This is a genomic window from Halomonas sediminis, from assembly GCF_044871105.1.
In the GTDB taxonomy this organism is placed as follows: Bacteria; Pseudomonadota; Gammaproteobacteria; order Pseudomonadales; family Halomonadaceae; genus Vreelandella; species Vreelandella zhuhanensis.
This window is the reverse complement of record NZ_CP085246.1, coordinates 707231-720205: the sequence shown is the minus strand read 5'-3', so window position 1 is coordinate 720205 and position 12975 is coordinate 707231. Positions and strand designations below refer to the sequence as shown.

11 protein-coding genes are annotated in these 12975 nt (G+C 57.3%); 4 read left to right on the top strand and 7 right to left on the bottom strand.

Annotation, left to right across the window (positions count from 1 at the left end; translation table 11 throughout):
• Window positions 1-8: 8 nt before the first annotated feature.
• The gene (locus LG290_RS03475; RefSeq protein WP_160417379.1) at window positions 9-689 is read right to left on the bottom strand and encodes a TIGR00153 family protein; all 681 of its coding nucleotides are present in this window, start codon (window positions 687-689) and stop codon (window positions 9-11) included.
• A 133-nt stretch (window positions 690-822) separates the two neighbouring features.
• Here LG290_RS03475 and LG290_RS03470 point away from each other — a divergent pair, with 133 nt between their 5' ends.
• Window positions 823-1716, top strand: coding sequence for a CYTH domain-containing protein (locus tag LG290_RS03470; protein WP_499836260.1), 894 nt, complete (start codon window positions 823-825; stop codon window positions 1714-1716).
• Between the two features lie 55 nt (window positions 1717-1771).
• Window positions 1772-2632 (top strand): ion transporter, encoded by an 861-nt coding sequence (locus tag LG290_RS03465; protein ID WP_499836259.1) that lies wholly within the window; start codon window positions 1772-1774, stop codon window positions 2630-2632.
• A 72-nt stretch (window positions 2633-2704) separates the two neighbouring features.
• On the opposite strand, the gene trkI is transcribed toward LG290_RS03465, so the two are convergent.
• The 3 genes from trkI to LG290_RS03450 form a co-directional block, all read right to left on the bottom strand.
• Complete coding sequence (gene trkI / locus LG290_RS03460) at window positions 2705-4195, bottom strand: Trk system potassium transporter TrkI (protein WP_499836258.1); 1491 nt, start codon at window positions 4193-4195, stop codon at window positions 2705-2707.
• Window positions 4196-4257: 62 nt separating this feature from the next.
• Window positions 4258-4881, bottom strand: coding sequence for an L-threonylcarbamoyladenylate synthase (locus LG290_RS03455; protein ID WP_499836257.1), 624 nt, complete (start codon window positions 4879-4881; stop codon window positions 4258-4260).
• A gap of 91 nt (window positions 4882-4972) precedes the next feature.
• Complete coding sequence (locus LG290_RS03450; RefSeq protein WP_499836256.1) at window positions 4973-5887, bottom strand: PHP domain-containing protein; 915 nt, start codon at window positions 5885-5887, stop codon at window positions 4973-4975.
• 119 nt (window positions 5888-6006) lie between these two features.
• Here LG290_RS03450 and LG290_RS03445 point away from each other — a divergent pair, with 119 nt between their 5' ends.
• Both LG290_RS03445 and mnmC read left to right on the top strand, forming a co-directional pair.
• On the top strand, window positions 6007-6306 hold the full coding sequence (locus tag LG290_RS03445; RefSeq protein ID WP_499836255.1) for a YciI family protein: 300 nt from the start codon (window positions 6007-6009) through the stop codon (window positions 6304-6306).
• 305 nt (window positions 6307-6611) lie between these two features.
• On the top strand, window positions 6612-8621 hold the full coding sequence (gene mnmC, locus LG290_RS03440; protein ID WP_499836254.1) for a bifunctional tRNA (5-methylaminomethyl-2-thiouridine)(34)-methyltransferase MnmC2/FAD-dependent 5-carboxymethylaminomethyl-2-thiouridine(34) oxidoreductase MnmC1: 2010 nt from the start codon (window positions 6612-6614) through the stop codon (window positions 8619-8621).
• 274 nt (window positions 8622-8895) lie between these two features.
• Here the strand turns inward: mnmC and LG290_RS03435 are convergent, their stop codons facing one another.
• The 3 genes from LG290_RS03435 to zipA form a co-directional block, all read right to left on the bottom strand.
• On the bottom strand, window positions 8896-9171 hold the full coding sequence (locus tag LG290_RS03435; protein WP_160417385.1) for a YheU family protein: 276 nt from the start codon (window positions 9169-9171) through the stop codon (window positions 8896-8898).
• Complete coding sequence (gene ligA, locus LG290_RS03430) at window positions 9168-11222, bottom strand: NAD-dependent DNA ligase LigA (RefSeq protein WP_499836253.1); 2055 nt, start codon at window positions 11220-11222, stop codon at window positions 9168-9170. The genes LG290_RS03435 and ligA overlap by 4 nt, the downstream gene beginning before the upstream one ends.
• A gap of 83 nt (window positions 11223-11305) precedes the next feature.
• Complete coding sequence (zipA, locus tag LG290_RS03425) at window positions 11306-12850, bottom strand: cell division protein ZipA (RefSeq protein WP_499836252.1); 1545 nt, start codon at window positions 12848-12850, stop codon at window positions 11306-11308.
• Window positions 12851-12975: the final 125 nt, after the last annotated feature.

The window sequence follows — 12975 nt, the reverse complement described above, 5'->3', positions numbered from 1 at the left end:
AAGGCCCCTTAGCGCGCTGTCAGAATCTGTAACCGACTACCCACGCGCTCGGCGCGGTCGGATAGCTCACCCACCCAATCGATGATCTTGTACAGAAAAACCACATCCACCGGGGGCAATTCGCTTTCCAGTTCGAACAGCAAACGACGAATCGCCACTTGCTGGCCATCCGCTTGATGTTCCAGGGTATGCAGCTCACGAATCATGTTCTGCATGACATCCGAGACATTGCGGCCGAAGCCGGATTCAAGCAGGTCCTTGAGTTCTTCCAGCGCTTGACGCGCCTGGGCCACGCAAGCCACCGAGGTACGCATGTAATCGCGCATCGGGTCGGCCAATGCATCGGGCACCCGCATCTTGCGTCCCAGCATGATGCCGGTAATATCGCGCACCTTGTTGGCTATCTTGTCCTGTACGCTGATCAGGTCGAGCAGATCCGAGCGCGATACCGGCAAGAACATGGTACTGGGCAGATTCAAGCGCAGGTCGGTCTTGAGCTCGTCAGCCTCGTGTTCGAGGCGCGTGACATTCTCACGCAGTTCATTGGCGGTGTCCCAATCCTCCTGCAAGGATGCTTCAAAAAACGGCAGAAGTTGATCGGCACATTCATTGGCCTTGACGATGTGGGCCAGCAGCGGCTGAAATGGCGAGCGGCCGAACATCGCGGAAAAAGGGTTGGTGGTTACCATAATGCCTTTAAGCCTGTTTTCGGGGGAGCCTGGAAATGGCGGCGCCAGTATAAAGACTGCATACCGTGCCGTCATGAAAAGTTCATAATGTCATCAAAAATTCATCAAAACATCATGCAACCGAGGTAGCAGCATGGCAAAAGATAGCCGAAACACTCGGGAAGTCGAATTGAAACTGGCATTGACCGAAGACGGCCCCGAGGCACTCGCCACGCATGCCCTGCTGGCTTCTCTGCCTTGCCGCCGGCAACAGCTGATCAATATCTATTTCGACACTCCGGAAGGCGTCCTGGAAAATGCCCGCATGGCATTGCGCCTGCGCCAGGTGGACGGCCGCACCCTGCAAACATTGAAAACCGCAGGCCAGGGCGGCGGCGGCATGTCCGAACGCGGCGAGTGGGAATGGGAAGTACCCGCCGGCCAGCTTGATCTTGACGGTCTGAGTGCGCTTCCTGTGATGCACGACTGGAAAAGCGCGGCACTTGAGCGGCTTGCCCCCCGCCTACAGACAAATTTCAACCGTACCACCTGGCAGCTCGATGCGTCGGGAAGCTCTATGGAAGTGGCACTCGATCAGGGTGAAATTCGTGCCGGCTCCCACCGCGCCAGCATCCGCGAGGCAGAACTCGAACTTGTCAAAGGCGATCCCCAGGCACTTTGGGCGGTCGCGTTTTCCCTGGCTGAAACCATCAGGTTACGTCCCGCCGACATGAGCAAGGCCGCCCGAGGCAACGCCCTCTTGCAGCGGCATTGGGCATTGCCGGAGGCAGAGACTCCCGCTCAATGGTTGCAGCGTGCCATTGTGGCATTGGATGCTTATCACGACAGCACGGATGGCTATTTTCTCCAGGCAGCCCATGAAGCCTTGCGGGAATTGGCACACCATCAGGCGCTACACTGCGAAGAGCGGCTATTGGCCGAACGCTTGATCTCGCAACTCGACGACAATGGGGAGTTTGCTGCGGCATTTGGCCAGGCGGCACTGACGCTCTCGCGTCACATGGCGTTCAAAACCACGCCTACCTGAAAAAGCTGGCCGAAGCATCATTTCAGCCACCCGCATTTACACACAGGAAAACAGCATGGAGTCTGGATTAAAACCGGCTAGCGTAGGGATTCGCAAGCGTCTGTTTCAGATCATTTTTGAGTCCGATACTCCCCTTGCCAAGGGTTTTGATATCGCCCTGATTGTCGCCATCATGATAAGCGTCATGGTGGTCATCCTGGATAGCGTCACTGCTCTTCATTTGCGCTTCGGTAGTTTTTTTTACTATCTCGACTGGATGCTGACGCTGCTGTTCACCGTGGAAATCGCGCTGCGAATTTACTGCCTAGAGCGGCCCTGGCTATACCTGAAAAGCTTTTACGGCATCGTGGATATCATCGCGGTGCTTCCCACCTGGTTGGCGCTACTGTTCCCCGGGGTTCAGGTTCTCGTGCTGGTTCGCATGCTGCGAATACTGCGGATATTTCGCATACTCGGTTTGATTACCTTTGTCGGCGAGGCCCAGTTGCTGCTGGATGCGCTGAGGCGCAGCCTACGGCAGATACTGCTGTTCTTCTGCAGCATTTTCATGCTGGTGACATTGTTCGCCTCGCTGATGTTCCTGATCGAATCGCCTGAAGCGGGCTTCACCAGCATTCCCAAGTCCATCTACTGGGCAATCGTCAGCCTGACCACGGTAGGCTATGGGGATATCGTCCCCGCCACCTCGTTAGGCCAGACGATCACGGTGGTGCTGATGCTCATCGGCTACTCGATCATCGCCGTGCCCACCGGGGTGTTTTCCGCGCAAGTCATTCGTTCGATCCGCGAGGAACGCTATTCCAATGAAGCCTGCCCCGGCTGCGGCTATGACCGCCATGAGAAGAAAGCCCGTTATTGCTTGCGATGCGGCACTTGGCTGGATGAAACCACCGAAGATCCTCGCAAGCACTCATAGGCAATCCGCACAGAAGCATTAACTTCATCCCCTGAGTCCAAGCAATAATCGCGGCAAGCAACCGACAGTCTGTTACTGACGCCAGAACATCGGCGTTAACAGCACTAGGACGGTCAAGATTTCCAGCCTGCCCATCAGCATACCGACGCACAGGAGCCATTTGGCGGCATCGGGCAAGGTAGCGAAGTTACCTGAAGGACCGATGATATTACCCAGCCCCGGACCCACGTTAGCCACTGCGGTGGCGGCACCGGACAGTGCCGTGGTGAAATCCAGCCCCATCAAGGCCAAGCCGAGGGCCAAGCCTGCAACGGTCAAGAAAAAGAAGAACGAAAAAGCCACCACGCCGCGGGTTATTTCATCCGTCAGGGAATAGCTGTTGTAACGTGCGGAGAACACGCCGCTGGCGTGCACCAAAAAACGTAGCTGGTTTCTCAGCATGATGGCCGCCACCTGGAAACGAAATATCTTCATGCCGCCACTGGTAGACCCACTGCAACCACCAACGAAGGTAAGATAAAAGAAGGCGACAAAGGCCAGAGGCCCCCAGGCGCTGTAATCGTCCGAGGCATAGCCGGTGGTGGAGACCACTGAGACCACGTTAAAGGTGACGTGCGTCAAAGCCTCGAAAGGGGCGATGCCATTCCAGATCCGCCAAGTGGTCAAGCCTAACGTTACCAACAACAGCAGCAATAATAGCCCCCGTACTTGCTGGTCCTTCACCAGCGACATGGGTGAACCCCGCAAAAAGCGGATATAAAGCACGAAAGGCAAGGCTCCTGTAAGCATGAAAAAGCTACCCATCCACATCAAATGCGGTTGGTCTCGATAAAACCCGAAAGAAGCATCGGAGTTGGCAAACCCTCCGGTTGCAAGCGAGGTCATGGCATGGACGACCGAATCCAGCATCGTCATGCCTCCCAGCCGATAAGCCACGATGGCCATCAGGGTGAAGCCGCAATAGATACCCAAGGTAGCCTTGGCAATACCCCCCGTGCGCGGCATCACTTTATCGGACCAATCCGAAGATTCGGTATGGAACAGCCGCATACCACCCACTTTCAGAAAGGGCAGAATGGCGATGCCCATCACGATAATCCCGATGCCTCCCAACCACTGCATGATGCCTCGCCAAAGTTTGAGGCCATCGGAAAGGAATTCGATCCCTACGAAGATGGTGGAGCCCGTGGTGGTAATCGCGGAAACGGACTCGAAAACGGCATTGGTAAAGGAAAGCTGTGGCGCTCCCAGTATCAGCGGTAGGCTGGCGAACCCACTGATAGTGACCCAGCTGCTGGTAGTGAGCATGAACATTTGCCAAGGCTTGAGAGCAATCTGAACGCCCAGCGTAGCCAGCCAACAGAGGAGTATTGCGGCCAATATAATGAGAATTGAAATGCCAAAGGCTAACGCATCAGGGTCTTGTTCGATGACCAGCACCAACCAGGGCAACATCATGAACATGGCAAGCACTAGCCATAGCACTGCCATCACCTTGAATATCGGCGCCCATTTGACCCAATGGTTGATAATTTTCCGGGAAAAACGGCTCTGTCTCAGCATCGCCCTGCTCTGTTACGTCAGCGCTCTGTTGCCTCAGCACTGAATAGGTAAAGCATCAATTGTTAAGCCTTGAAAGGCTCAACATTTCCCCGGCCTTCACGCAGTATCTTGGGCGGCAGTTCGCGCAGATCAATCACGCTGGTGGGTTCGAGATGGCAGGCGCCACCGTCGATGATCGCATCCAGATGGGCGGCGAAACGCTCACGAATATCTTCCGGATCGGTCATGGGCAACTCTTCGCCCACCGGAATCAAGGTGACGCTCATCAAGGGTTCTCCCAGGGCCTCCAGCAAGGCATGCGTGATCCGGTGATCCGGCACCCGCACCCCGATCGAACGCCTCTTGGGATGCAACAACCGGCGCGGCACTTCGTTGGTGGCATCCAGAATGAAGGTGTAGGGCCCGGGGGTATGCGCTTTCAATAGGCGAAAAACATCATTGTTCACTTTGGCATAAGTGCCAATCTCGGAAAGATCCGAACACATCAACGTAAAGTTGTGCTTGTCATCCAGCGAGCGCAACCATTTGATCTTGTCGATGGCTTTCTTGTCGCCCAGATGGCAGCCCAAGGCATAACCCGAATCAGTGGGATAGGCCACCACACCGCCTTTGCGAATGATCTCGATGGATTGATCAATCAAGCGCTTTTGGGGGTTTTCCGGATGAATCTGGAAAAATTGGCTCATGCAGTACTCCTGTGACCTAAGGAACCAGTGTGACCGTAAGGAACTAGGCATTAAAACTCATGCCTGTCTCAGCCTAGCATAACCGAACGGCTCAGCCGGCGGCCAATGGGCCTGGCTCGGCCTGATCAAGATGCAGCAATCTTGGATGCCGCCACACAGGACGTGCTGCGGTACGTGGCACCGGGCTCATGCTTCCCGGCGCCAGGTGTCCTCCGGGAAAGTGAAAATCGCTGCCCAGTGAGGCGTAGAGTTCCCGCTCATCGAGCTGGCGCGCCAAGTCACGGGTGGCATCGGGGTTCTGATACCCACTGACCAGTTCCACCGCCTGCCCGCCGGCGGCCTTGAAAGCATCCAGCAGCAGGCCGCGCTTGCGTCGGGTCAAGCCATGGCGCATGGGATGCGCCAGCACCGCAACGCCTCCGGACGCCACGATCCAGGCCACCACCTGGGCGATTTCCGGCCAGTGAGATTTGACATCACCGCGTTTTCCGCTTCCCAGGTAACGTTTGAAGGCGGTCGCGACATCCGGCACCATTCCCGCCGCCACCAGGGCATTGGCAAAGTCAGGCCGCCCCAGTGGCCGTTCGCTGCCCGCCTGTTCACGCGCCCGGGCCAGCGCATTTTCCAGCCCCAGCTTCTCCAGACGTTCGGCAATCACTTCGCCGCGGGCGATACGCGCCAATCGCTGCTGCTCGAGCGCCTCCACCAGCGGCCCCTGCAAACCGCCGGGCAGCAAGGCCACCACATGGATATTGATGCCCTGCCAGCGACTGGACAACTCACTGGCCGGTACCAGGCAAAGGCCTGCTTCACGAGCCGCTTCACCGGCCTCGAGCACGCCATCCATGGTGTCATGGTCACTTAACGCCATATGCGTCAGGCCGCGTTCGGCGCACAGTTTGACCAGTTCCGTAGGCGAAAGCGCCCCATCGGAAGCCGTGGAATGCATGTGCAGGTCGATACAATAGCGTTGCTCGGTGGCAAACGCACAAGGTAATGGGGGCATAGGAATGACGCCGTCCGGCGAGTTTGTCAAAATAGGATGTCGTTAACGACGCGCCCGAATATGGTGCGCGCTTGCGCCCGTGTGGTCAATCACGCCGGGCTTTCCCAAGGAGTTGTCCCATGCTGTATGCCATTATCAGTGAAGATGTACCCGATAGTCTGGAAGGACGTCTCGCCGCACGACCGGATCACCTGGCTCGCCTGGAAGCCTTGCGTGATGAAGCACGCCTGGTGCTGGCCGGCCCGCACCCGGCGATTGATGCCGAAACTCCCGGTGAAGCAGGCTTCAGCGGTAGCTTGGTGATTGCCGAATTCGAAAGTCTGGAAGCGGCGCAGGCCTGGGCGGAGGTCGACCCCTACATGATTGCCGGCGTTTATGCACAGGTAACGGTGAAGCCTTTCAAGAAAGTCTTGCCCTGACCCTTCGCCCGGCCGCTTATACCCGCTTATACCCGCTTATACCCGCTTATACCCAGGATAGGCACAGTTTTCACCACCCCAGGCATTTTGGCTGGGGTTTTGCACAAACCCTGTGGAAAACTCTGTTGAAAGACGGCGGACGCTTTGTGCTAAGCCAGAGCTAGCGGCACTGTCCACTGATTGATTATTTTTTAACCTATTTTGACGACTGTCGATGATGACCAATCTCAGTCTTCATGGGCTTTGATGTTTATCACATGCCATTTCATGCGCTTGTATTTTTCTAATTAAAAAGGGTGTCGTGCGTGTCTCATCGCTTTCCCGCTCTACCGCCACTGACCCATCTGACGCCACCCCCTCTGGACTGGCAAGACGGTGCGCCCCACTCCCGCGCTTTCGACGATGTGTATTTTTCGCGCCAGGATGGACGTGCCGAAACCGAGCATGTGTTTCTGCATGCCAACCGACTGCCCGAACGCTTCGCCCAGTGGGCGGCTCCCCGCCCTTTCGTGATCGGTGAAACCGGGTTTGGTAGCGGTCTCAACATGCTGTGTGCCTGGGCCTGCTTTGAGGTGCATGCCCCGCCCGGCGCGCGGCTGCATCTGATTTCCACTGAAAAATACCCCATGAGACGCGAAGACCTTGCACAGGCACTTTCCGCCTGGCCCACGCTTGCCGACCATGCTCGGGTGTTACTCGAACAATGGCCGCCTTGCATCAGCGGCGTTCATCGGCTGTGGTTAAGCGATGCAGTCACCCTGGATTTGCACTTTGGCGATACCACCGAGCGCCTGCAGTTGCTCGACGGCCTTGTGGATGCCTGGTTTCTGGACGGTTTTGCCCCTTCCAAGAATCCCCAGATGTGGCAACCCGAGCTATTCGATGCCATGGCGGCACGTTCACGACCCGGGGCTACTTTTGCAACGTTCACCTGTGCGGGCATCGTCAAGCGTGGCCTGAAAGCGGCAGGCTTTGCCTGGCGAAAAGAGCCGGGGTTCGGGCGCAAGCGAGAAATGCTTGCCGGTGAAATCACAGTTCCGCCTGCCGACCAGCGGCGCAAGGCTACCCCCTGGTTCACTCCCCCAGCGCTTCAGGCCACGTCGCATGTCGCGGTGATCGGTGCGGGTATCGCTGGCACCAGTGTCGCCGAGGCCCTGGCTCGGCGGGGCGTCCACATCACCTTGCTGGACCGCGACGCTCCCGGCGCGGGTGGCTCGGGCAATCGCCAGGGGGCGCTTTACGTCAAGCTGGCGGCACAGACCAATCTTCAGAGCCGCTTTTATCTGGCAGGCCTGATGCATAGCCGCCGATGGCTGGCGCGCCTCGACCCCGAACAGCAGTTGTGGCGAGATTGCGGGGTGACGCAACTCGCGTTGACCGCAAAGGAAGCGCAACGCCAGGCACGTTTTGCTCGCGACCATGAATTTCCAGACACGCTAATCGAAGAGTTGAGCCCTGTTCAGGCGGGAGAGCGCATCGGCATGCAGGTGGAGGCCACAGGCGCGCTGGATTATCCACAGGCAGGCTGGGTCCGTCCCCAAGCGCTGTGCGACCACCTGGCTCAACGCCCTGGCATTCACTTTCGAAAGGCCGAGGTGGCCAGTCTGAAAGCACAGGATGAGGGCTGGTTGCTGACGCTGGAAAACGGCGAAACTCTGCAGGCGGACCAGGTAGTGATTGCCACCGCTAGCCTGGCCGACAGCTTCCACCAGACGCGTCAATTGCCGCTACAAGCGGTACGCGGACAGGTAACGCAGCTTGCCTTGCCTTCAGGCGTTGCCAATCTGAAACGTGTGGTCTGCGCGGGTGGGTATGTATCCCCGGCCTGGGAGGGAGTGCTGACCTTTGGTGCCAGTTTCATTCCCGGCGACACCCAAAACGAGCTGCGCGAGGCAGAACATCAAAGCAACCTTGAGGAACTCAAGCGTACTCTGCCCTCGTTGGTGGAGGCACTGGAAAAGGCGGGGGCAACGCTCGACCCAGCCCAGCTGACCGGCCGGGCGGCGATACGCGCCGCGAGCCCCGATAAAACCCCCTACGCCGGGCCGGTGCCGAATGCCGAGGCCTGGCAGACGGACTACGCCCTACTCAGCAAGGATGCCGGCCGGGTAGGCCGGACACCCGGGCGACACCATGCCGGCTTATGGATCAGTGCCGCGCATGGTTCGCGGGGGTTGGCCAGCGCTGCGCTGTGTGCCGAGGTGATTGCCTCACGCATGTGTGACGAGCCTCTGCCGCTTGAAGCCCCGCTGGTCGACCACTTGCACCCCGGCCGCCGCCTGATCAGCGCGCTAATTCGACGGCCGCGTCCTTGAGTCGCTGAGCCCCGAACCATATTTATATCCCCGAAGGCCTACTTGAGTTTCTGGAACCGCAATAGATTTCAATTTTGAAAGGCGAGTCTGCATGAGCCACCTTGGTGGCTTCGATGAAGTTTTCAAGATCATCGCGGATCCATTCTTGGCGCATGACCCGAAACATGGAGTTAAAGGCATGCTAATGAGGACGCCAGAATGACCAGAAAGCCATAACGAATATCGCCTAAGCAGCCAAAAATGAGCAAGGCAATCACCGCACTATTGATCTATATCAATAGTGCTCGCCTTCCTCTTCGTCGTCGGCCAGGTCGCGACCGAAGGCACGCCACTGCGCCAGCGTCATCACTTCCGTCATTTCCAGCTCCAGGTCGTGGGCGATGATCAGCTCGTTGCGCTCCAGCTGTCGCTTGAGCTCCACCACCCAGCCGGCCATGCCTTCGCCGGTATCAGTGGTGTCATAGCCTTGGCGGGTGACAAAGGTTTCAAGCAGGGCATTCAATGTCTCCGGCGGCAACATGCGCGCCGGGACTTCGATAAAGCGACTCATGATTCCTCTCCTTGCGTCACGCTGTTTTCCCACTTTCCCAGACGCGCAAGAAAGGTGGGTTCGTCGATCACCTCAACGCCCATCTGCTCTGCCTTGCTCAGTTTGCTGCCGGCGTCTTCCCCCGCCACCACGCAGGCGGTCTTTTTCGAGACACTGCCGGACACCTTGGCGCCCAAGGCTTGCAGCCGGGCCTTGCCTTCGTCGCGCGTCATGCTTTCCAAGGTACCGGTCAACACCCAGGTCTGGCCTTCCAGTGGTTGAGGGCCATGCGTCACTTGGGCTTCTTCCCAGGTGACCCCTGCTTGCAACAAGGCGTCAATGGTCTCGCGATTATACGGCTGCCGAAAGAACGTATGCACATGCGCGGCGACCACCGGACCAACATCGTCCACCGCTTCCAAGGCGGGTTTTTCGGCTTGCATCACCCCTTCAAGCGTGCCGAAATGGCGAGCTAGGTTAGCCGCGGTCGCCTCGCCTACTTCCCGGATACCCAAGGCATAGATAAAACGCGAAAGTGTGGTTCGGCGAGCATTGTCCAACGCCCTGATCAATTTGCTGGAAGATTTTTCACCCATCCGGGGCAGCGTTGCCAGTTGCTCTGCCGTCAGATGAAATAGATCCGCCGGCGTCTTCACCCAATCCCGCTCGACCAACTGCTCGATCAGCTTATCTCCCAACCCATCGATGTCGAGTGCCCGGCGGCTGGCGAAGTGCTTGAGCGCCTCCTTGCGCTGGGCCGCGCAGTAAAGCCCTCCGGAGCACCTTGCTACGGCTTCGCCTTCCAGGCGTTCGACGTCGGCTCCGCATACCGGGCAATGCGTGGGAAATTCAATCGGGCGCGCATCGTCAGGGCGCTTATCCTTATCCACCCGGATCACTTGGGGAATCACATCCCCCGCTCGCCGAATGGCCACCGTATCGCCGATCATCACCCCCAGCCGCTCAATTTCATCGGCATTATGCAGCGTGGCATTGGAGACGGTCACACCGGCGACCAATACCGGCTCCAAGCGAGCCACCGGGGTAATTGCCCCGGTACGTCCCACCTGGAACTCTACATCATTGACCACCGTGGTTTCTTCCTGGGCCGGAAACTTGTACGCCACCGCCCAGCGTGGGGCGCGAGCGACAAAACCTAACTCGCGCTGCAAACGCAAGTCATCGATCTTGATCACCACCCCATCGATATCATAGCCAAGGCGGTCACGCTTGGCCTCCAGCCGATGACAGTAATCGATCACTGCCTCAGCGCCATTAATCACTTCAAGTTCGACACTCGAGCGAAACCCCAGCTTGCCCAGACGTTGCATCAGTTGGCTATGGCGTTCGTCGCCCATGTCCGGTTCAAGCCGCGCCAGTTGATAAGGATGAAACTCCAACGGGCGAGTGGCGGTAACCTCAGGGTCGAGCTGACGCAGGCTACCGGCGGCAGCATTACGTGGGTTGGCAAATATCTTGCTGTCTCTCTCACGGGCGCGTTCGTTCAGCGCTTCGAAGCCGGCATGGCGCATGATCACTTCCCCGCGCACTTCGAGAAGTTCAGGGGTACTCTGATTTCTTAACTTGAGCGGAACCGTCTGCAAGGTGCGCAAGTTGGAAGTAATCCCTTCACCGGTACGACCATCACCACGGGTAGCCCCACTGATAAGCACACCCTTTTCATACACCAGCGATACCGCTACTCCATCGAGTTTGGGTTCACAACTAAAGCTGAGTGACTCGGCACGTATTTCCAAACGCTCGGCGACGCGCTGGGCAAAGGCTTGGATATCCTTCTCACTGAAGACGTTATCCAACGACAGCATGGGGATGGCATGTTCGACTTGCGGGAAACCTGCTGCGGGAGCAGCGCCGACACGCTGCGTGGGGGAATCGGGAGTAATCAGCTCAGGGTAGGTTGCTTCCATTTTTTTCAGACGCTGCATCATGCGATCGTAGTCGGCGTCGCTGAGCGTGGGGTCATCCAGTACGTAATAACGGTAATTGGCTTCATCGAGTTCGGCACGCAGCTGCGCCACTTCATCAAGCGTCTTGGAGTCAGGCTGGCTCATCGGGCAATCCAAATCTGGCGGTTATAACGGCAACGCCAACAGCCGTCATCTATTCAAGATGACGGCTGTTGGCGAAGTAAAGATCAATGAGCCTGGAGTTGACGATTCAGGCGATGGCGGCGCTCGAATTCATGCACACGTTGCCGGGCAAACTCGATGGTTTGCGCGGTCATGACGCTGTGATTTTCATCCTTCAACTCCCCACCCATATGACGCACCACGACCATCGCGGTTTCCACCATGGCTTCGAAGGCAGCGGAACTATTATCGGCACCCGGCAAAGGCATCAACAGCGTAATACCTGGCGTCGTAAAGTCGCTCATGGCTTCAATCGGGAAAGTGCCCGGTTTGACCATGTTCACCATGGAAAACTGCAATTCGCTGTCGGGACTTTCGGTTTCGAAACGATGGAAAATACCCATTTCACTGCTGTAGCGCAGACCGCATGCCAGCATGAGGTCAAGCAACCTGCCGCCGGAGAAACCTTCTTCGTCCCGTGAAATGATGCTGATGACCACGACTTCCTCGGCATTGGTCAACGTTTCCTTAGCGTGAGCACCACCGACGTCGTTGCGCAGGGCCTTTTCCATCGCAGGATGAACGTATTCGTGATTATCGGTTGAATAATCGTCTTCGTAAATATTTTGCTCACGTTCTTCTTGGAAGGCCTGTTCTTGAGCTCGTTCTTGAGCTTCCTGGGCCTTTTCCTGCTCAATACGCAGCCGTTGGGCCTGGGCAGCGGCCTCTGCTTCGCGGTGTTGCTCAGCTTCAAGCGCCTTACGCTCGGCCAACGCAGCAGCGCGACGTGCCTTTTCTGCCTTGCGCTCTTGCTTGGCTTCACGCCGTTGGGCCAAGCGCTCCTTGAACGAGCGGCCCAGGCCTTCGAAATCGACCAGACGGTAACGATCTTCCTCTTCGTACTCCTGGTCTTCTTCCAGTTCTGCCTGCATCGGGGAAGTTCCCCTGTCATTACCGGCAGTGTTGCCACGCAGCTGGCGACGACTGGATGAGGGCGATGACGCTAGCGGTTCGCTTTGCTGCTCGGTTGATGGATTTTTTCCCAAATCGGCCTGATCGACTTCAGGCTCGGCTTTCCATATATCTTGTGCCGTCGGGTTAACATTGGGCGTAGGCTGCTCTTCCCGCCCCAATGCTGAAATATGCGGTTCGCGGCGCGGTTCGCTAGACGGCGCATCAAAGGGGCTATTTCCTCTATGTACTTTATGACTTCTGTCTGCCTGGCTAGCACTTGTCTTGTCAGTACTCTCTGCCTTCTTCTCACTCTCTGCCTTCTTCGCGCTGAAGGAGCGACGGAATTCCGAGAGTACTTTTGAAGGTCCAGGATGATCTTGACGTTTGAGCTTGGGCTTTTCTTCCCCGACACCGTAATCCGCCGAGCGAATCACGCGCGCGCCACCGTTGGGCAGCTCCCAATTAATTTCCGCCTCGCGGGCCGCCTCTTCCGGATCGGCATCTGATGCCGCCGAACTCGTAGAATTCGTAGGGTTGTCTTCCGCCTGGTCCAGGCGAGGGACACGACGCTGCCGCTGTAAACGCCGTACGCCGTCTATGACGATCAGCGTTACTAATGCCAGCCCCAGAATGATAAGCCACTCTCTTAATTCCATGTTGAAAATTCCATGGGTCGTCTTGCCTGTTGCTAAGTCACCGTGCCTGAATAAATACTGCCCGCAAGCATAGCGCGATTGCTACAAAAAGAGCCAATTTTCACCAGTTTTCTTATTCTATCACT